This is a genomic window from Dendrosporobacter sp. 1207_IL3150, assembly GCF_036763085.1.
Classification (GTDB): domain Bacteria; phylum Bacillota; class Negativicutes; order DSM-1736; family Dendrosporobacteraceae; genus JBAIYU01.
Genome location: NZ_JBAIYU010000017.1, coordinates 260,476 through 278,851 on the forward strand (window position 1 = coordinate 260,476; position 18,376 = coordinate 278,851).

Below are 18,376 nucleotides of genomic sequence, written 5' to 3' on the forward strand. Positions count from 1 at the left end.
GGTATTGCTGGTTTTTGCTAAATCAGATATTGGTCTAGTCCGCCAAACTAACGAGGATAGTTATGCCTGTATTCCACCTGACCTTTTCTTAGTGGCTGACGGGATGGGCGGGCATGTAGCTGGTGAAATTGCTAGCTCTATGGCAGTTAAAGCTATCAGCGAGTATGTGCAAGCAAATAAAGGTACTAATGTGACTATGCTTTTAGAACAAGCACTTATCAGAGCAAATGAATTGATTTTTGATTTATCCCAATCTAGAGATGAATGTGCGGGCATGGGGACTACAGTAAGTGTTGTTCATGTAGATCAGACTTGTATTCACTGGGGGCATGTAGGAGACAGTAGAATTTATGTAGTTCGAGATTCAGATTTAGTTCAAGTAACAAATGATCATTCGTTAGTTTGGGAGTTGGTCAAAAGCGGTAATATAACTAAAGCCGAAGCTCATACCCATCCTCAGCGTAACATGCTGACGCGTGCGGTAGGTACCAGCAAGAATATAAAAGTAGATACTGGTATAACTAACTGGAAACAGGGCGATTTTATGCTTTTGTGTACAGATGGACTTACTAACATGTTAAGTGAACAAGAAATATACCAAGTATTAATTGAGAATATGAATGACGGAGAGAAAGTGGTAAATAAGCTGATCGATAGTGCTAAGAGGGCTGGCGGAAATGATAATATAACAGTTATCCTGTTGAAGAACGAGGGATTGTAAGATGACTGAACACCTTCGTAATGAACGCTTGCTACTTCTAATTGTGAGCCTTGTTGCACTAACAGGTGTATTTTCAATAAATCTCGCGATAGAATCAGCTAACTATTTTTCCGTAGCTGTTATAGCAATGCTTTGTGTATGTTGGTTCATAGTACATGCCATAGTAAGAGGTAAAGGCCACAAAGGTGATCCGCTTTTATTTCCATTAGCTGCGTTGCTAGTGGCGGTCGGTTTAATAATGATTTTCAGACTTAAGCCGAATTTATTAATTTACCAAGCACTTTGGGTGTTTATAGGTCTTGCAGCTTTTGTATTTTCTGCTTTTTTTTTCCGGAAAATCGAAAGATTAGCGGATTATAAATATATATTTGGAGTACTTGGTGTCTGTTTGTTATTGACAGCAATAATCTTTGGTGTTGATATTGGAGGAAACCGAAACTGGGTGATACTTGGGCCCGTTAGATTTCAGCCTTCAGAATTCGCTAAACTATTCATAGTTATTTTTTTGGCTGCATATCTAAATGATCGAAGAGAAGTATTAGCCTTGGCTGGCAATAGATATGGTCCGATTACTATCCCGCCGCTAAGGTTTATAGCTCCACTGCTCGCTGTCTGGGGATTAACCATGGTTATGTTTATTTTGCAACGGGACTTAGGTTCTGCACTACTGTTTTTTGGTATCGCACTATTAATGACCTATATGGCTAGCGGAAGGCTAAATTACGTGATTATTGGAAGTTTCTTGTTTTTATTGGGTTCTTTAGTCTGTTATAAGTTATACTCTCACGTCCAAGTTCGAGTAGATATATGGTTAAATCCATGGGGTGATCCCAATGGAAAGGCATATCAGATTATACAATCTTTATTTGCTTTTGGAGCTGGTGGGATTTTAGGAAGCGGACTAACGTTTGGTTTCCCTAATTTAATTCCTGAGGTTCATACTGATTTTGTTTTTTCGGCAATAGGTGAAGAAATGGGATTAGTTGGATCATCCGCTATTATTATGATATATATAATACTGATTTACCGTGCCTTTAAAGCCGCAATATCGTCTGGAGAAAATTTTAATGCCCTTGTTGCTGGTGGTCTTGCCGCAGCTACGGCGTTGCAAATTTTTATAATTATTGGAGGAGTTACAAAATTTTTGCCGCTAACAGGTATTACTTTACCTTTTATTAGCTATGGCGGAAGCTCTATGGTAGCGAATTTCATTTTTTTGGGTATGTTATTTGCGATCTCGGAAAAGAGGCCTAATGATGCGAAATGACTTGAGTGGGAATATACGAAGAGTAAGTTATGTTTTAATTAGTCTAATCATAGTGCTTTTTCTTCACATATCTTATATTCAAGTTATAGAAAGTAATTTTCTAATTTCTCATCCGCTTAACAGACGAAGCGTTGAATATGAGAAAAAAAACGCACGTGGAGCAGTACTTGATAGAAATGGGGAAAAACTAGCTTATAGCGAGAAGGATGACAGTAATGGTTATAGGAGAGTTTACCCATATGGGGCCATTATGGCTCATCTAATAGGCTATAACAGTATTAAACTAGGGAAAAATGGTATCGAAAGTTCTTATAATGGATATCTATCTGGATTAAGCAATCCGGATAGAGGATTGGGGCCAGTTAGTCAGCTATTCGTTAATAATCAAGCATATGATGTAACCCTAACTATTGATGCTAGCCTGCAGAGTGCGGCTTATAAAGCACTAGGTAATAATCGAGGGGCAATCGTAGTTATAGAGCCTCGTAGTGGGGCAGTACTAGCAATGGTTAGTAAGCCTAGTTTTGATCCTAATAATATTGAAAAAAACTGGGATGATATTTCCAATTCGATAGTTAGTCCTTTGCTCAACCGTGCTACTAATGGATTGTATCCACCAGGGTCAATTATCAAACCTATGATTGCAGAAGCTGCATTAGCAGAGAAAGTAGTCAGTTTGAAAGAAACAATTAATTGCCGAGGAACACTTAAAATAGGACCAGATTATGTTTTGTCCGAAAATAATAACAAAGCTCACGGTGTAGTTGATCTTAGTAAAGCAATTGCTGTTTCTTGTAATGTAACTTTTGGCAGTTTAGCCTTAGAGTTAGGAAGTAGTAGAATAGCAAGAACTTTTGATCGTTATGGATTTAATAAAAGTAATAGTAGAGAGTTTAATGAAAGTGCGAGTAGGCTGCCTGATTTTGCTAAATTAGGTGACGGTGATTTAGCTCAAGTTGGCATAGGACAAGGAAGTTTGCTGGTAACTCCGTTTAGGATGGCAATGTTGGCAAGCACATTCGCCAATAGTGGAACGACAATGAAGCCCCATATTATTAGTCGTATAGCTAGAACTGACGGGAATGTAATACAGAATCATGTACCAGAAGAATGGCTAAAACCGTTAGATAAAAAATCATCGGATATTATTACTGATATGTTGGTTGATGTTGTTGAAAGTGGTACAGGCATATCAGCACAAATCAAGAATATTACTGTTGCGGGAAAGACGGGAACAGCAGAAAACCCTCATGGTGCATCCCACGCGTGGTTTATTGGCTTTGCACCAGCTGATAATCCTGAAGTAGCGATTGCCGTGATAGTTGAAAATGGTGGATCTGGCGGTGGAGTTGCCGCTCCAATAGCTCGCCAAGTTTTATTACAAGCATTACGTTAGGGAGGTGACTGGATGATAAATCGTACATTAGATGATCGCTACACAATATTGGAACACATAGGTGGAGGCGGAATGGCTGATGTTTATCGTGCTCATGATAAATTGCTGGATCGTTCTGTTGCCGTTAAGGTTTTGCGCTCACAATTTACTAATGACGATGAATTTGTAACTCGATTTCGCAGAGAGGCTCAAGCTGCCGCCAGATTATCTCATCCGAATATTGTCAATATGTATGATGTTGGTCTTGATGAGGATACTTATTACATAGTTATGGAGTATATTTCTGGGGAAACGCTGAAGGAAAAAATACAAAACGCTGGACCGCTTCCTGTTGAATTAGCTATAAAAATTGCATTAGAGATTGCCGAAGCGTTAGAACACGCACACCAAAATAATCTTATTCACTGTGATATCAAGCCGCATAATATACTTGTTACCAAATCTGGTCGAATTAAAGTGACTGACTTTGGTATTGCTAGGGCAGTGACATCCGCTACGATGACACATACGGGAACTATAATTGGGTCAGTCCATTATTTCTCACCCGAACAAGCAAAAGGAAGTGTGATCGGTGCGAAATCCGATATTTACTCATTAGGTGTCGTTCTTTACGAAATGCTTACAGGTGTTGTGCCTTTTACTGGGGAAACACCTGTAGGAATTGCTCTGAAGCATTTACAAGAAGATCCAAAACCTTTACGTGATATAAATAATACTATACCTCCATTAACAGAGGCTGTCGTTCTTAAAGCGATGGCAAAAGAGCCTGAAGCTCGCTTTTCAAATATTACAGAAATGATTGCTGATCTTAAATTAGCGCAAGTTTATATGCGAGACGATCAAACAAGGAGGATCTCCAGAGAAGATTTTCCTACACAGATATTACCTCGTATTACCACGAATGATAACGATCGCAATAATAATAATATTGATGTAATACAGGAAAAGGTTGCTGGAAATCAGCCTAAAAAGTGGATTTGGGGATTGTTGGCCCTACTCTTGTTAGGATTTTCGATTGGCGCTTTTCTGGCATTCGGAAAGTTCTGGAGTACTAATGAAGTTGCTGTTCCTAATGTTGTAGGTAAACAAGTTGATGTAGCAAAAACAATTCTAGCTGGACAAAACCTGCGTGTTACTGCATCAGAAACTTTTAATGACAAGGTTCCCGCCGGTCAGGTAGTTTCTCAATACCCAGAAGCGGGTTCAACGGTAAAGGAACAGCGCACAATCACCATTTTTGTCAGTAAAGGCGGGGAAGTGACTGTCGTTCCAGATCTTAGGGGTCTAAACCGTAGGGACGCAGAATTGCAGATCAAAAATGCGGGTTTGCAGATTGGAAGAATTGATGAACAATATGCAGATTCACCTACAGATACTGTGGTTAGTCAAAATCCTCGCCCACCAGCTCAAGTAAATAAAAATACGCCAATTGATCTTGTTATAAGTAAAGGCACCGGACCTAAGAAAATTTCATTACCAGATTTTCGCGGTACTCCTTTAACTACTGTCAATACTCAACTGGAAAGCTTGAAACTTAAGTTGGGGACTGTAACGGAAGTGCCGAGTGATAAGTATCCACCGGGTACTATAACTGCTCAGAATCCAGCAGCCGCAACAGAGGTAGTTGAGGGAGCATCAGTAGACCTTACTGTTGCAAAAGGCGTCGCAGGAAACATTAAACGAGCAGTTGTGCAGATAACAGTTCCTGAGGGTGCCTCGAAACAAGCTGTACAAATTGTTGTTACTGATACTAATGGGCGACGTGTTATTTACGAAAATGTACACAAGCCTGGTGATAAAGTGGAAAAAACTATCGAAGGTGTAGATCAAGTAAGAGTTCAAGTTTATATTAATGGTGTTCTATTACAAGAACAAACCATTTAGCAGGAGGGGCCGTATTATGCTACAAGGAGTAATAGTAAAGTCATACAATAGTTATTATTACGTACAGACATCTAATAAAGTAACTATGTGTACTTTGCGGGGAAGGTTTAAAAAAGAACGCTTCTCTCTCCTAGTAGGTGATGAAGTGAAGTTCACGATGTTAGGGGAAGACAAAGGTGTAATTGAAGAAATTATGCCCCGCCAAAGTATGTTAAGACGACCAATGGTTGCTAATGTTGACCAAGTAATTTTAACTTTCGCGGCGGTTAATCCTGATATAAACACCGTTTTAGTAGACAGATTTCTCGTATTAGCTGAGCTATCCAGATTGAAGATAATAATTGGTATTAATAAGCTTGATTTAGCTAATACCGATGAACTATCTAGCTTAATAAGTTTATACAGAAATATCGGATACCAAGTTATTACGCTATCAGCAAAGCATAATGTAGGAATTAACGAGCTAAAAGGATTGCTAAGTGATCATATATCAGTATTTTCTGGGCCATCAGGAGCTGGTAAGTCTACTATTTTGAATGCTATAGAGCCTGGTCTCAAACTTAATACTGGCGAAGTGAGTGAGAAAATTGGCCGTGGCAAACATACAACACGTTTTGCAGAACTTCTACCGTTGTCCGGAGGCGGTTTCGTAGTTGATACACCTGGATTTAGTTTTACTGAGTTTAATGATGTTTCCGAGATGGAATTAATAGAGTGCTTTCCGGAAATAGCCAAAATTTCACCGGCATGCAAATTTAGTACCTGCTTACACCTAAAGGAGCCTCAGTGTGCCGTTAAACAGGCTGTTCATGATGGTGTTATTACACAGCAGCGTTACGATTCTTATATCGAAATATTAACTGCAATTAAGGAAGCCAAGAAAGGGTTTTAAAATTATGATTAAAATAGCACCCTCAATATTATCAGCAGACTTTTCGAAACTAGGCGAAGAAATTAGAAAGGTGGAAGCAGCTGGTGCTGATATGATCCATATTGATGTTATGGATGGTCATTTCGTGCCGAACCTTACCTTTGGTCCACCAGTAGTTGCCGCTTTACGAAAAGTAACAAAGTTGACTTTTGATGTACATCTTATGGTCGAAAATCCGCAAGACTTAGTAATTCCATTTGCTAAAGCTGGTGCGGACATTATTACAGTGCATGCTGAAACGACCCATCACTTGAATAGACTGATACAAAGTATTAAGGAGGAGGGAGTTAAAGCAGCTGTAGCTCTTAATCCTTCAACACCACTTAGTATGGTTGAAGAAGTGCTTGAGGATTTAGATATGATATTATTAATGAGTGTAAATCCAGGATTCGGCGGGCAAAAATTCATTTATTCGGTATTAGATAAAATTGCTAGACTACGTGATATGCTTCGCAAACGTAATATGAATATCGAAATTCAAGTTGATGGTGGGATTAATAGCGAAACTGCACCTAAAGTTATTGATGCCGGAGCTAGTATCTTGGTTGCTGGATCTGCTGTATATAACTCAGCTGATATAGATAAGGCAATTTTTGAACTAAGAGCAGGAAACTAGAAAACATAATAAACACTTGATTAAACTAAATTTCGATGATAAAATTTATATATCGACAATTTTATAGTTAGCAGCCTTTGGGGCAAGGTGAAAAAGATTTTCTTTTAATTCCTGACCGGCGGTATAACCCGCGAGCCGTATGGCAGATCCGGCGTAATTCCGGAGTCGACAGTAAAGTCTGGATGGAAAAAGGCTAGTATTATGCATTTACTGCGTAGTATCTATTTGTTATGTCTATGTTTCTTTTTTCATAACTATTTTCCATGCTTTTTTAGGCTGTTAAAAAGTTTTAAACTTTTTAACAGCTTTTATTTTATCCTTGGAGGTCACAAATGGATGAACAATATATGCGCCAAGCCTTACATATTTCCCAATATGCCATAGGTCGCACTAGTCCTAATCCGTTAGTTGGTGCCGTTATCGTAAAAGACGGCAGAGTGGTTGGGCAAGGTTGGCACAAGCAGGCAGGAACTCCTCATGCGGAGATTCATGCTTTAGCACAAGCTGGTGAATTGTCAAAAGGATCGACAATCTATGTGACATTAGAACCTTGCTCACATCATGGAAGAACTGGCCCTTGTACAGATGCTCTCATCAACGCTGGAATTGCAAGAGCAGTTATAGCAATGACTGATCCAAATCCACTAGTCGCAGGAAAAGGTATCGAAAAATTACGTGACGCTGGAATAAGAATTTCAGAAGGTGTTTTAGCTGCAGATGCGGCTAAAATAAATGAAGTTTTTTTAAAATGGATATCTTGTAAAATTCCATTCGTGGCTTTAAAAACTGCAATGACTTTAGATGGAAAGATTGCAACACATACGGGGAACTCTAAATGGATTACTGGTGCTAAGTCAAGACAGCGTGTGCATGAGTATCGAGATACATACGATGCTATAATGACTGGTGTTGGTACAGTAATTGAAGATAATCCGGAATTAACTACCCGGTTGGAAACTAAAGGGAAAAATCCTACTAGAATAATAGTAGATAGCAAAGGGCGCATTCCTTTAAATTCTAAGATTATTACTGACAAGTCAGCGCCAACTATAATCGCAGTTACAGCACAAGCCGCTGCTGATAAAATTAAAAGCTTAGAAGCTGAAGGTATAGAGGTAATTATAGTTTCTGAGAAAAATGGCAGAGTTGATTTGAGTAGACTACTTCGTGAACTGGGTAATAGGAGGCTTACAAGCATATTGCTTGAAGGAGGAGCCGAATTAAACGCTTCTATGTTAAATGAGAATTTAGTTGATAAAATTCACTGTTTTATCGCTCCTAAAATAATTGGAGGAAGCAGTGCCCCAGGACCAGTTGGAGGGCAAGGAGTCGCGACTTTAGACTATGCATATTTACTTGAAGATATAAATAGTGAAGTTATCGATGACGATATATTGATTACTGCTTATTTACGAAATAGGGAGGGACGAGATGTTTACCGGACTTGTGGAAGAATTGGGTAAGGTTAAATCTATTTCTCGAGGTCAAAAATCTGTTCGTCTCACAATTAATGCACTGAAGATTTTAACTGATGTTAAATTAGGTGATAGTATTGCTGTAAATGGGACATGCCTAACAGTAGTTGATTATAGCGATAAATTTTTTACTGCTGACGTCATGCCTGAAACTGTTGATAAGACAGTTTTAGCAAAGCTAAAACCGGGTGATACTGTTAATCTTGAGCGAACAATGCGTTTAGGTGATAGGTTTGGCGGTCATATTGTTAGCGGTCATATTGACGGAATGGGTGTTATAAGTGGTATGACTAAGGATGATAACGCCGTTATTATTCGGATAGAAGCAGGACAGGAAGTTATGCGTTATATAATAAAAAAAGGTTCGGTCGCTATCGATGGTATCAGTTTGACTGTTGTTGAATGTACTGAAGAATGGTTTACCGTTTCGCTCATTCCTCACACTGCTTCAATGACTACTTTGGGAATAAAAAAAACAGGTGATCCCGTTAACCTTGAGACTGATGTAATCGGTAAGTACGTTGAAAAACTATTGGGATTTAACTATCAGGACAACGTAGATAAAACTAAGTCTGGTATAACATTAGATTTCTTAGGTAAACATGGATTTTCTATATAAAAAGCGTTACAGCATTCGAAAATATTAGGAGGTACATAAAAATGAAGTTTGATAAAATAGAAGATGCGATTGAAGATATAAAAAATGGTAAGATAATAGTTGTTATAGATGACGAGGATCGTGAAAACGAAGGCGATCTATTAATGGCTGCTGATAAAGTAACGCCAGAAGCGATTAATTTTATGGCTACATATGGACGTGGTCTTATATGTATGCCTGTTGTTGGTGAACGTCTTGATCAACTTGGTATTGGTGCGATGGTCACCCAGAACACAGACTCACTTTCAACTGCATTTACCGTATCGATAGATGCATACGATGTAACGACAGGAATTTCAGCAGCTGAAAGATCTTTAACTATTAAAACAGTATTAGATGAGAAAGCAACTCCTGATAGCTTAAGACGTCCAGGGCATATATTCCCTCTAAGATATTGTGAAGGAGGTGTCCTACGACGTGCTGGGCATACTGAAGCAGCCGTAGACTTTGCTAAATTAGCCGGTTTATATCCTGCTGGTGTAATTTGTGAAATAATGAATGACGATGGCACTATGGCAAGGGTTCCGCAACTAATGGAATTTGTTGAAAAACATGGCTTGAAACTAGTAACAATTGCCGATTTAATTAAGTATCGCAAAACTCATGAAAACTTTGTATTACGTGCAGCTGAAACAAAGCTGCCGACTAAATACGGTGAATTTAAGCTTATTGCTTACGAGAGTGAGTTAGACAAGCAGTGTCATGTAGCCTTAGTCAAGGGGGATGTTACTGGACAGGAGAATGTTCTAGTACGTGTGCATTCCGAATGCCTAACAGGCGATGTGTTAGGTTCGCTGCGTTGTGATTGCGGAGATCAGCTTTCTTCCGCATTAAAGAGGATCGAAGAAGAAGGTAAGGGCGTACTTTTATATATGCGTCAAGAAGGACGCGGTATTGGGTTAGCTAATAAGATTCGTGCATATGCACTTCAAGATAAAGGCAAAGATACGGTAGAGGCTAATGAGGCTCTTGGTTTTGCAGCAGATTTACGTGATTACGGAATAGGTGCGCAGATATTGGCTGATTTAGGGCTTACAAGCATACGTCTTTTAACTAATAATCCTAAAAAACGTGCAGGTCTAGAAGGTTATGGTTTGACTATTGTCGACAGAGTTCCTTTGGAGATAAAAGCAAATCGTTTCAATAAAAAATATTTATCAGCAAAAAAAGTAAAATTAGGGCATATGCTCAAACAATACGAGGAGGCATAAAATATGGCAAAGGTTTTTGAAGGACAATTAGTAGCAGAAGGGTTAAAGGTTGGTATTGTAGTTGCAAGGTTTAATGAATTTATTACTAATAAATTATTAGGCGGTGCTATTGACGCTCTTAAAAGACATGGAGTGAGTGAAGACGATATTGAAATAGCTTGGGTTCCAGGAGCTTTCGAAATACCGCTGGTTGCACAGAAAATGGCTTTCAGCAAAAAATATCAAGCTGTTATTTGCTTAGGAACTGTTATTCGCGGTAGTACTCCTCACTTTGACTATGTATGTGCTGAGGTAACAAAAGGTGTAGCACAAGTTGGAATGGCTTCTGGAGTGCCAACAATATTTGGTGTTCTGACAACTGAAACCATTGAACAAGCAGTTGAGAGAGCTGGCACAAAAGCTGGAAACAAAGGTTTCGATGCAGCTATGTCGGCTATTGAAATGGCTAATCTTATTAAAGATATGTAAAATATTTCCTGGAAATATATGGGGGTACTATGAAGATAGGCATTATAAGTGATACCCATGGGTGTGCAGAAACATGGGTCAAGGTTTTTGATAAGTTTTTCTATGATGCTGACTTTATCATACATGCAGGAGATGTGTTATATCATGGGCCTCGTAATGACATTCCTGCAGAATATAATCCTAAACAATTAGCAGAATTGATAAATAGTAGTACTATACCAATAATTGTTTCGTGTGGCAACTGTGATGCTGAGGTTGATAGTATGGTGCTGGATATTCCTATCCAGTCACCATACTGCCATATTATGGCTAATAACTTTAGAATAATAGCTACTCATGGACACAAACTAAGTATAGACGAACAGCAAATGATAGCTTCTAAGTATAAAGCGTCTTTATTTATTACTGGTCACACTCACATAGCAAATCTTGCAAAAATAAACGGCATTATATTTTTGAACCCCGGTTCTCCAAGTATGTCCAAACGTGCTGATGGTAGAGGCACAATAGCTATTTTGGATGATGGCAGTGTAAGTTTAATTGACATTGAAAATGGAGAAGTACTACAAACAGAGTTATTATAACCTTAGGAGGGCTCAAATGCAGGATCACTTGGTAAAAGCAACCGTTCCTGGATTACGTGCGTTTGCAGCGGTGACTACAAATTTAGTAGAAGATGCTCGAGAACGCCACGATTGTTATCCAATTGCTGCTGCGGCTTTAGGGCGTACTATGACTGCAACTTTGTTATTGGCTGCTAACTTGAAAAACCAGGAGAGTGTTACTGTAAGAATAGCTGGTAATGGCATTCTTGGTGAAATAATAGCTGATGCCGATGAGAATGGCAATGTTCGTGGATATGTCAAAAACCCACATGTAGATTTGCCGCTTCGCGAAGGTAAATTGGATGTCGGAGGTGCAGTCGGTTCTGGATCTATTTATGTAACTCGTTTTACTGGGCTTAAACATCCTTTTACGGGTAGTTCGGCTTTAGTAAGCGGCGAAATAGCTGAAGATGTTACAAACTATCTCTTAGTCTCGGAACAAACTCCTTCTAGTGTTGGACTTGGTGTACTTGTTGGACAAAAGCTAAATGTTTTAGCTTCAGGAGGCTTTTTCATTCAAGCTTTGCCAGACGCAGATGATAGTGCAATTTCCCAATTAGAAAAAAATCTCGCAACAATTCCTTCTGTATCACAAATGATTTCATCAGGTTTGGACGCAGAAGGAATAATAAAGGAGATTTTTGCTGGGATGACAATCAACTTTAACGATAAATATCCAGTTAATTTTAATTGTCAGTGTTCATCAGACAAAATTGAGAAGGTGCTAATAAGCTTAGGTGAGGACGAATTAACTGGTTTGATTAATGAGGGACATGCGGAAGTAGTGTGTCATTTTTGCAGCGAGAAATACCAGTTTGATGCTGAATACCTTCGTCAATTATTAGAAAGAATAAAGCAAAAAAAATAAAGGATCTGGTTTAAAACCAGTCCTTTTATTTTTATATAGGATAATTATTAAATTGCGCGTTGAATTTTACCGGAACGCAGGCAACGAGTACAAACGTTAACTCTTTTTACTTCTCCATTTACGAGTGCTCGAACACGTTGAATATTTGGTTTCCATGTGCGCTTGGTTTTTAAATTGGAGTGGCTGACGTTGAAGCCGCTGGATTCACCTTTAGCGCAGATTTCGCAAATATTTGCCATCTATTCCACCTCCTTTAACGAAGGACAAGACATCCTTATACATAACATCAATATTTTAGCATAATCTGCTTCTATATGCAATCTTTTTGAAAACTTTTGTTAAATCATTTATATAAAAATTGAGCAGGATTTTAAATCAAATAAATTGAAGTAGTCTTTGACTCTATAAATAGAGGAGGTACTTAAGTGATTACGAAAAACACATCTATAATTGAAGTATTACGTTCAATCCCTCAATCTCGCGAAGTATTTATAAAACATGGTATGAGTTGTGTCGGGTGTATGGGAGCGGTTATGGAAACCATCGAGAATGGAGCTCGACTGCACGGAATTAATGTTGAAGTATTAGTAAAAGAATTAAATGATACTATATTAAAAAAGTAATTTTTATGAATATAGTTGCCTTTGGGGTGAGTTTGCTTGAAGCGGCAATTCAATAGAAGCATACAATATTTAAAAGGTGTTGGACCTGCTAAAGCCTCTAATCTAGCAAAGTTGGGTATTTTGACAATTAATGATTTGTTAGAGCATTATCCGAAGAGATATGAAGATAGAAGTTTATATAAAAAAATTGCCGAATTAGTTGATGGGTCAATCGAAACTCTATCAGGCAGTGTTACTTGTATACAGGACACGAAACCTAGGAGAGGTTTGACTATTACTAAAGTGACTATTAATGATGAAACTGGAATTGCTAATTTAGTTTGGTTTAATCAGCCTTTTGTTAAGAAAAAACTGGCCGTGGGGCTAAAGTTGATTGTTTCTGGAAAAATAAAACGTCAATTTAACAAGATTGAAATCTCTAATCCTGAATTTGAAATTTTGGAAAATAATGACGATTTTATAAATACTGGAAGAATAGTTCCGATATATCCGTCAAACGAATCTATAAGCCAGAACTTATTAAAAGGCCTAATCAGGCAAGTTTTAAGCGAGGAAGAATTGTGGAGAGGCGAAACCTTACCACCGGAATTTATAGGTGAATTTGGACTAGTATCTCGTGAGTTAGCAATCCCTAATATTCACTTTCCAGACTGTTATCCTGCTTTAATTGATGCTCGACGTAGGCTTGTATTCGAGGAACTATTTATTATTCAGTGTGGGTTAGCGTTCTTAAAGGCAAAGAATAAAAAAACTGGTGGTAGTATAAAGCATTCTGCTGATGGCTTTCTCCTTAAAAAAATGAAAAATATTCTTCCTTTTAAATTAACCGAAGATCAAATAAATGCCTGGCAGGAAATAAGAGCGGATATGGAAGATTTAACTTCTATGCAACGCCTGTTACAAGGTGATGTTGGTTCAGGTAAAACAATAATTGCAGTGCTAGCTCTCTTGAAAACAGTAGAAAATGGTTACCAGGGCGCAATGATGGCTCCTACGGAAATACTTGCGGAACAGCATTATGATACATTGAAACAGTTACTTAGTCCGTTAGAATTAAAAATCGGCATTTTAAATGGAAGTATGAATCGAAGCGCTAAGGAAAAAGTGTTATCGGAAATTAGAGATGGAGTAATTGATATTACTATTGGCACGCATGCAATCATTCAAGATAGTGTTGTTTTTAAAAATTTAGGCATAGTAATTACCGACGAGCAGCATCGTTTTGGCGTAAAACAGCGGGCTAAACTGCTAGAAAAGGGGAAAAGCCCTGATGTATTAGTAATGACTGCTACCCCGATACCTAGGACTATGGCTCTGACAGTTTATGGTGATCTGGACGTTTCAATTATTCGCCAAATGCCGCCTGGGCGTAAACCGATAAGGACATTCTTGAGGACAAATGATAGTCGTCAGAAAGTTTATGAATTTCTAATTAAAGAGGTTGAAAAAGGAAGGCAGGCTTATATAGTTTGTCCTTTAATTGATGAATCAGAAAAAATTAATTCACAATCAGCCGTAGAACTTTTTGAGCTACTAACGTCGACGGTATTTAAGAATATTCGCTGCGGTTTAGTTCATGGTAAGATCAAGGTACAAGATAAAGATGAGATTATGTCATCTTTTTATAGTGGTGATATTAAAATACTAATTGCAACAACTGTTATAGAGGTTGGAGTAAATGTTCCTAATGCCACTGTAATGGTAGTTGAGGGAGCCGACAGATTTGGATTAGCGCAGCTTCACCAGTTAAGGGGAAGAATAGGACGAGGAGAACATCAGTCTTATTGCATTTTACTTACTGAGAACAAAAGCAATGAAACTAAGCAGCGACTGGAATTAATGGAAACTACAACAGATGGATTTGCATTAGCCGAAGAAGATTTAAAATTACGTGGACCAGGGCAGCTTTTTGGGAACAGACAACATGGTCTGCCTGACCTGAAAATAGCGGATATTGTTAATGACATTGATATTTTGCTTTTAGCTAAAAAAGCGGCTCAAAAAACTGTTAACAATTCTATATATAATAGTTACGTTGAGCAATTAATCAATACACATTTTCCCGCCGAATTTACGGAAATATTGCGCAACTAAAAAAAAGAGGCGGCACATGCCGCCAAATTATGGGAGAGGAGAAAATTTACATTCCTATTATTGACGTTAATAAGCAATTTTATACTTATATAAAATAAATTTTTATAATTATTTTTAATGGGTAACGTGCACACTACTAAAAAAAGTGGTGGGGGTTTATAGATATGAAAAATCGATATTGCGATAAACAATTGCGCGGAATTGCGGGTGAATGCCAGGAATTTGAACATATTATCTCTGCCATGGGGTATGGGTATTCATTGTTAAATGTGTCTCCAAGCGAATTTGTTCGCAGGTGTACAGATTGTGTTCACTGGCTTGGTGGAAGTTGTGAGATTTTTAAGCACGAAATAACCCAATGAAGCTATTAGTAAATAGCACTGTGAATACAGTGCTATTTTATTGTAAGGTAAGAAGATAATGTCTTCTTAAGCACTTGAAGGAGTGAGAATGGTATATTATGAAAAAGTTGTGGGGTTGGGGAGCTATAATTTTACTGTGTGGACTTGCATATTTATGGCAGCCAGAATTTTTTCAACATGCTTATTCGATTATCAGAAACGGTGATATAGTTGCTTTAGCCGATTATTTGAGGTCTTTCGGTACCTGGGGGATAATTGTAACAATAATCTTATTTATTATGATGACATTTACTATAGTATTTCCTTTTATGATTCTATCGGGAGCGGCAGGTATTGTATATGGATTATTTTGGGGAGTAATTATCTCTTGGCTCGGAGAAGTTGTTGGTGCAATATGTATGTTTATATTTGCACGATACTTGTTTCGTCAATTATTTGAATGTTGGATATCAAAGAGTGAATACTTGAAACAAGTTGATGAATATAGTGCAACAAACGGATTTAAAGCATTGCTCATCGCACGGCTTTTGCCTTTAGCTCCATCTGGTATAATAACTGCCGTGGCAGCTATAAGTAAGATTTCTGTAAAAGATTTTATACTAGCAACATTTATTGGAAAACTTCCGCCTGTGATAATAAAAGTTCTTTTAGGTCATGATATCGTGTTTGCTTCTGAAAACAAGCTGCGTCTCTCAGTTATAATATTTAGTGTTATAATTATTTACCTATCGTTATGGTGGCATAAAAAGAGAAAGAAAACGATAAAATCTACTGAAGTTAAGTCAAATGACGAATAGGAAAAGCAGCAAGGTATTAATATCCTTGCTGCTTTGTTATTAAGGTAGTATGACTTGAGTTAAAGCTTTTAAGTTGCTCCATACCCTGAAGGTTCCAAAAAGTACAATTAAACCACCGGGGAATGCGGGGCCAAGTACTGTTACCGCCCCGATAAAGAATAACGGTGGAAATGCAGTAGTCGATGAGCTGATTAAGGATACACAGTCATCTACTTCGCCTAATACACCAAGTATAGACCATCCGCCTACAGTGGTAATGCCAATATTTTGAGCCTCAAGATCTTCAAGTTCGTCAAGTAATTCACATTGAGGGCGAGTAGCCACAGGAGCGCTCGCGTTTCTTGTGTGATGAGCACCAGCTGCGGTAACTGCTGCATCGGCGCATAGAGTCAAAGGCGAAGTTATAAACGGTCCTTCAACAACATGAGCTACATCGCAGAGATCTACTAATATCTGACTAACTAGGATAGGAATAGCAAGAGTTGGATTAGGTGGACGAAGTTGTACAAGATTTAATGCAGTTACGCCTATCGGTGGGACCATACTAATTACGCAATCTTCGATCCGGCCGATGCGACCAAAAATTGCAGATCCGTCAATTAAGAGCAGGAGTACATTGCGTTCTCTCAAATCTTCAATCTCGCATACAAATTCCTTATTGCAAAAATGATGTAAAGGTGTATTACTCATAATAATATTTAACCTCCCTTAAACTTTAAGTATGAAGTAGTTTGCATCTACTATAGGTTATGAGTAGAAGAGGCGATATGTTACTAATCATAATTAGATTAAAAGCATATAGTGATTTACTATTTATAGTTTAAAAAACAAAAAATTCTTTTTTAATGCAGAGGAAAATACTGGTTGATAGTCGAAAATACTTACATAATATTTAAATAGGAGGGGTATTCAATGCCGATTGTACAAATTGATATGCTTGAAGGTCGTACTGTTGAACAGAAACGAGAATTAGTCAAAAAGGTAACAGCAGCTATTTCCGAAACTGCTAATTGCCCAGAGAGCGCGGTAACTATTATTATCAGGGATATGACTAAAGAACACCTAGGTCAAGGCGGGAAATTACGCGCTGATATCTAATTTTAGATAATAAATTAAATTAAATAAACCCATTTCGTTGACACGAAATGGGTTTATTTAATAGAGGAGCCTGGTAGTATGCTTGCATTAGATACAGCCTTAAGTGTTGAAATTAGCATAAGAAAACAATTAGAGTGTATGATAAAATCGGATGTCAATTCGGAAATAGCTGATATTTTACATTATTTAATAAAGTTAAATAGTGAATTAGAATTAATATTAGCTGATGCTAAAAAAGTTGATCCCAATACAAGTAGTTACCCGAATGTTGATATTGCACCTTTAGTCGGAAACGATGAAGATTGGCGCAGATATAATGAACTTGTTGAAAAAGTTGGTACTAACTATAATAGCCTTGTTATTCTTTGGTCTTTAGAGGCTATGATTGAAAAATCAGCCCAATTCTATCAGCAGGCATCTCAAAATAGCGCATACTCATCAACTAAAATGTTTCTAAGTTCTTTATATCAGGTAAAAACTATGAAGCGGCGTAAGATAAGTGCTTTATCCAGAATTGTTAACAATAATATATGGTCGGTTATAGGATTTTCACCTTTCTAATTTGCTTGTGTATAAAAATAGTGTGAATATTTTAAACAAATTGGTACTCGTAGGAAAAAAGTATATCTTGGAATTTTTATCAAGTTGACATAATGCTATACATCCAGTAACATATATGGCACGCCTAATTTCAACTGAAAGCGGAGGAACCGTTTTATTGGGGTGAAACTACCATTTAGGTAGTGGGGATTATCCTTTGTCCCTAATCCGTCAGCTAACTTCGCCGGCGTAAAGAAAGGAGTGCTGTAAAAATGAAAAAGATAATAGTAGCCTTTTATATTGCTACGACGCTTATACTTGGTGTAAACACTCAGATTGTTTCAGCTGAAACTAAAACTTCTGCAACATCTACTTTGGACATAGTGGCAACGGCATACGCACCAGGACCACATGATAATGGGAAATGGGGAAATCTTACGTATATGGGTACCAAAGTGCGTCCAGGTATTATAGCTGTTGATCCAAAAATAATTCCGTTAGGGTCTAAAGTGCGTATTGATTTTGCTGACGGACGTACTGTGGAGGCTATTGCGGAAGATACAGGTGGTGCAATAAAAGGAAATCGGATTGACATTGCTATGCAAACGGTATCTGAAGCATATAAATTTGGCATGCAAAAAGTAAAGGTAACTGTTCTCGAGTAAAAGGGCTTGGCAATGCCAAGTCCTTTTATTAATATAAGTATATGATGGTTAATTATCGGAATAATATATTATGGTTTATGATATTTTTATAGTTAAA

At 37.8% G+C, this 18,376-nt stretch carries 21 protein-coding genes and 2 riboswitches; of the genes, 19 read left to right on the forward strand and 2 right to left on the reverse strand.

From position 1 onward, the window contains the following. The first annotated feature begins 4 nt into the window (after window positions 1-4). From V6C17_RS10405 to hslO, 12 genes are all read left to right on the forward strand, one after another. Window positions 5-721: a Stp1/IreP family PP2C-type Ser/Thr phosphatase gene (locus V6C17_RS10405; protein ID WP_333522499.1), complete on the forward strand. Its 717-nt coding sequence runs from the start codon at window positions 5-7 to the stop codon at window positions 719-721. A 1-nt stretch (window position 722) separates the two neighbouring features. Continuing rightward, window positions 723-1,988, forward strand: a complete 1,266-nt coding sequence (locus tag V6C17_RS10410) for an FtsW/RodA/SpoVE family cell cycle protein (protein WP_333522500.1) — start codon at window positions 723-725, stop codon at window positions 1,986-1,988. After that, window positions 1,975-3,384, forward strand: a complete 1,410-nt coding sequence (locus tag V6C17_RS10415) for a peptidoglycan D,D-transpeptidase FtsI family protein (RefSeq protein ID WP_333522501.1) — start codon at window positions 1,975-1,977, stop codon at window positions 3,382-3,384. The genes V6C17_RS10410 and V6C17_RS10415 overlap by 14 nt, the downstream gene beginning before the upstream one ends. Before the next feature lie 12 nt (window positions 3,385-3,396). Continuing rightward, window positions 3,397-5,268 carry a Stk1 family PASTA domain-containing Ser/Thr kinase gene (gene pknB, locus V6C17_RS10420; RefSeq protein WP_333522502.1) on the forward strand — a complete coding sequence of 624 codons (1,872 nt, stop codon included), beginning with the start codon at window positions 3,397-3,399 and terminating at the stop codon, window positions 5,266-5,268. Window positions 5,269-5,284: 16 nt separating this feature from the next. After that, window positions 5,285-6,160 carry a ribosome small subunit-dependent GTPase A gene (rsgA, locus tag V6C17_RS10425; RefSeq protein WP_333522503.1) on the forward strand — a complete coding sequence of 292 codons (876 nt, stop codon included), beginning with the start codon at window positions 5,285-5,287 and terminating at the stop codon, window positions 6,158-6,160. A 4-nt stretch (window positions 6,161-6,164) separates the two neighbouring features. Further along, window positions 6,165-6,815, forward strand: coding sequence for a ribulose-phosphate 3-epimerase (gene rpe, locus V6C17_RS10430; protein ID WP_333522504.1), 651 nt, complete (start codon window positions 6,165-6,167; stop codon window positions 6,813-6,815). Window positions 6,816-6,884: 69 nt separating this feature from the next. Continuing rightward, window positions 6,885-7,013: riboswitch (FMN riboswitch) on the forward strand. Window positions 7,014-7,147: 134 nt separating this feature from the next. Further along, on the forward strand, window positions 7,148-8,278 hold the full coding sequence (gene ribD, locus V6C17_RS10435) for a bifunctional diaminohydroxyphosphoribosylaminopyrimidine deaminase/5-amino-6-(5-phosphoribosylamino)uracil reductase RibD (protein WP_333522505.1): 1,131 nt from the start codon (window positions 7,148-7,150) through the stop codon (window positions 8,276-8,278). Beyond that, window positions 8,247-8,909 carry a riboflavin synthase gene (locus V6C17_RS10440; RefSeq protein ID WP_333522506.1) on the forward strand — a complete coding sequence of 221 codons (663 nt, stop codon included), beginning with the start codon at window positions 8,247-8,249 and terminating at the stop codon, window positions 8,907-8,909. Before ribD ends, V6C17_RS10440 begins: the two co-directional genes overlap by 32 nt. A gap of 41 nt (window positions 8,910-8,950) precedes the next feature. Continuing rightward, window positions 8,951-10,159: a bifunctional 3,4-dihydroxy-2-butanone-4-phosphate synthase/GTP cyclohydrolase II gene (locus tag V6C17_RS10445; RefSeq protein WP_333522507.1), complete on the forward strand. Its 1,209-nt coding sequence runs from the start codon at window positions 8,951-8,953 to the stop codon at window positions 10,157-10,159. A gap of 3 nt (window positions 10,160-10,162) precedes the next feature. Further along, window positions 10,163-10,627 (forward strand): 6,7-dimethyl-8-ribityllumazine synthase, encoded by a 465-nt coding sequence (gene ribH / locus V6C17_RS10450; protein WP_333522508.1) that lies wholly within the window; start codon window positions 10,163-10,165, stop codon window positions 10,625-10,627. Window positions 10,628-10,656: 29 nt separating this feature from the next. Next, window positions 10,657-11,211, forward strand: coding sequence for a phosphodiesterase (gene yfcE / locus V6C17_RS10455; protein WP_333522509.1), 555 nt, complete (start codon window positions 10,657-10,659; stop codon window positions 11,209-11,211). Window positions 11,212-11,227: 16 nt separating this feature from the next. After that, a complete protein-coding gene (gene hslO, locus V6C17_RS10460) occupies window positions 11,228-12,100 on the forward strand; it encodes an Hsp33 family molecular chaperone HslO (protein WP_333522510.1) in 873 nt (290 codons plus the stop codon). Between the two features lie 47 nt (window positions 12,101-12,147). Here hslO and rpmB read toward each other — a convergent pair whose 3' ends face one another. Further along, the gene (rpmB, locus tag V6C17_RS10465) at window positions 12,148-12,339 is read right to left on the reverse strand and encodes a 50S ribosomal protein L28 (RefSeq protein WP_333522511.1); all 192 of its coding nucleotides are present in this window, start codon (window positions 12,337-12,339) and stop codon (window positions 12,148-12,150) included. A gap of 186 nt (window positions 12,340-12,525) precedes the next feature. Between rpmB and V6C17_RS10470 the strand changes: the two genes are divergently transcribed. The 4 genes from V6C17_RS10470 (at window position 12,526) to V6C17_RS10485 (ending at window position 15,976) form a co-directional block, all read left to right on the forward strand. After that, complete coding sequence (locus tag V6C17_RS10470; RefSeq protein WP_333522512.1) at window positions 12,526-12,723, forward strand: DUF1858 domain-containing protein; 198 nt, start codon at window positions 12,526-12,528, stop codon at window positions 12,721-12,723. 36 nt (window positions 12,724-12,759) lie between these two features. Continuing rightward, window positions 12,760-14,817, forward strand: a complete 2,058-nt coding sequence (gene recG / locus V6C17_RS10475; protein WP_333522513.1) for an ATP-dependent DNA helicase RecG — start codon at window positions 12,760-12,762, stop codon at window positions 14,815-14,817. A gap of 164 nt (window positions 14,818-14,981) precedes the next feature. After that, a complete protein-coding gene (locus tag V6C17_RS10480) occupies window positions 14,982-15,179 on the forward strand; it encodes a hypothetical protein (RefSeq protein ID WP_333522514.1) in 198 nt (65 codons plus the stop codon). A 98-nt stretch (window positions 15,180-15,277) separates the two neighbouring features. Beyond that, window positions 15,278-15,976, forward strand: a complete 699-nt coding sequence (locus tag V6C17_RS10485; protein WP_333522515.1) for a TVP38/TMEM64 family protein — start codon at window positions 15,278-15,280, stop codon at window positions 15,974-15,976. 39 nt (window positions 15,977-16,015) lie between these two features. On the opposite strand, the gene V6C17_RS10490 is transcribed toward V6C17_RS10485, so the two are convergent. After that, window positions 16,016-16,666 carry a hypothetical protein gene (locus V6C17_RS10490; protein ID WP_333522516.1) on the reverse strand — a complete coding sequence of 217 codons (651 nt, stop codon included), beginning with the start codon at window positions 16,664-16,666 and terminating at the stop codon, window positions 16,016-16,018. A 222-nt stretch (window positions 16,667-16,888) separates the two neighbouring features. Here V6C17_RS10490 and V6C17_RS10495 point away from each other — a divergent pair, with 222 nt between their 5' ends. The 3 genes from V6C17_RS10495 to V6C17_RS10505 all read left to right on the forward strand — a co-directional run bounded on the left by V6C17_RS10495 (window position 16,889) and on the right by V6C17_RS10505 (window position 18,279). Beyond that, the gene (locus V6C17_RS10495) at window positions 16,889-17,074 is read left to right on the forward strand and encodes a 2-hydroxymuconate tautomerase (RefSeq protein WP_333522517.1); all 186 of its coding nucleotides are present in this window, start codon (window positions 16,889-16,891) and stop codon (window positions 17,072-17,074) included. Between the two features lie 78 nt (window positions 17,075-17,152). Then, window positions 17,153-17,635: a hypothetical protein gene (locus V6C17_RS10500; protein WP_333522518.1), complete on the forward strand. Its 483-nt coding sequence runs from the start codon at window positions 17,153-17,155 to the stop codon at window positions 17,633-17,635. A 111-nt stretch (window positions 17,636-17,746) separates the two neighbouring features. Beyond that, window positions 17,747-17,878, forward strand: a riboswitch (cyclic di-AMP (ydaO/yuaA leader). Between the two features lie 8 nt (window positions 17,879-17,886). Further along, window positions 17,887-18,279 carry a 3D domain-containing protein gene (locus V6C17_RS10505; RefSeq protein WP_333522519.1) on the forward strand — a complete coding sequence of 131 codons (393 nt, stop codon included), beginning with the start codon at window positions 17,887-17,889 and terminating at the stop codon, window positions 18,277-18,279. Window positions 18,280-18,376: the final 97 nt, after the last annotated feature.

Excerpts from the sequence above, each read along its gene's own strand:
- rpmB (WP_333522511.1), bottom strand. The coding sequence starts at position 12,339 with ATGGCAAATATTTGCGAAATCTGCGCTAAAGGTGAATCCAGCGGCTTC.
- V6C17_RS10495 (WP_333522517.1), top strand. The coding sequence starts at position 16,889 with ATGCCGATTGTACAAATTGATATGCTTGAAGGTCGTACTGTTGAACAG.
- hslO (WP_333522510.1), top strand. The coding sequence starts at position 11,228 with ATGCAGGATCACTTGGTAAAAGCAACCGTTCCTGGATTACGTGCGTTT.
- V6C17_RS10415 (WP_333522501.1), top strand. The coding sequence starts at position 1,975 with ATGATGCGAAATGACTTGAGTGGGAATATACGAAGAGTAAGTTATGTT.
- V6C17_RS10445 (WP_333522507.1), top strand. The coding sequence starts at position 8,951 with ATGAAGTTTGATAAAATAGAAGATGCGATTGAAGATATAAAAAATGGT.
- yfcE (WP_333522509.1), top strand. The coding sequence starts at position 10,657 with ATGAAGATAGGCATTATAAGTGATACCCATGGGTGTGCAGAAACATGG.
- V6C17_RS10505 (WP_333522519.1), top strand. The coding sequence starts at position 17,887 with ATGAAAAAGATAATAGTAGCCTTTTATATTGCTACGACGCTTATACTT.
- ribD (WP_333522505.1), top strand. The coding sequence starts at position 7,148 with ATGGATGAACAATATATGCGCCAAGCCTTACATATTTCCCAATATGCC.
- ribH (WP_333522508.1), top strand. The coding sequence starts at position 10,163 with ATGGCAAAGGTTTTTGAAGGACAATTAGTAGCAGAAGGGTTAAAGGTT.
- V6C17_RS10480 (WP_333522514.1), top strand. The coding sequence starts at position 14,982 with ATGAAAAATCGATATTGCGATAAACAATTGCGCGGAATTGCGGGTGAA.
- V6C17_RS10485 (WP_333522515.1), top strand. The coding sequence starts at position 15,278 with ATGAAAAAGTTGTGGGGTTGGGGAGCTATAATTTTACTGTGTGGACTT.
- V6C17_RS10500 (WP_333522518.1), top strand. The coding sequence starts at position 17,153 with ATGCTTGCATTAGATACAGCCTTAAGTGTTGAAATTAGCATAAGAAAA.
- pknB (WP_333522502.1), top strand. The coding sequence starts at position 3,397 with ATGATAAATCGTACATTAGATGATCGCTACACAATATTGGAACACATA.
- rpe (WP_333522504.1), top strand. The coding sequence starts at position 6,165 with ATGATTAAAATAGCACCCTCAATATTATCAGCAGACTTTTCGAAACTA.
- V6C17_RS10440 (WP_333522506.1), top strand. The coding sequence starts at position 8,247 with ATGTTTACCGGACTTGTGGAAGAATTGGGTAAGGTTAAATCTATTTCT.
- V6C17_RS10490 (WP_333522516.1), bottom strand. The coding sequence starts at position 16,666 with ATGAGTAATACACCTTTACATCATTTTTGCAATAAGGAATTTGTATGC.
- V6C17_RS10410 (WP_333522500.1), top strand. The coding sequence starts at position 723 with ATGACTGAACACCTTCGTAATGAACGCTTGCTACTTCTAATTGTGAGC.
- rsgA (WP_333522503.1), top strand. The coding sequence starts at position 5,285 with ATGCTACAAGGAGTAATAGTAAAGTCATACAATAGTTATTATTACGTA.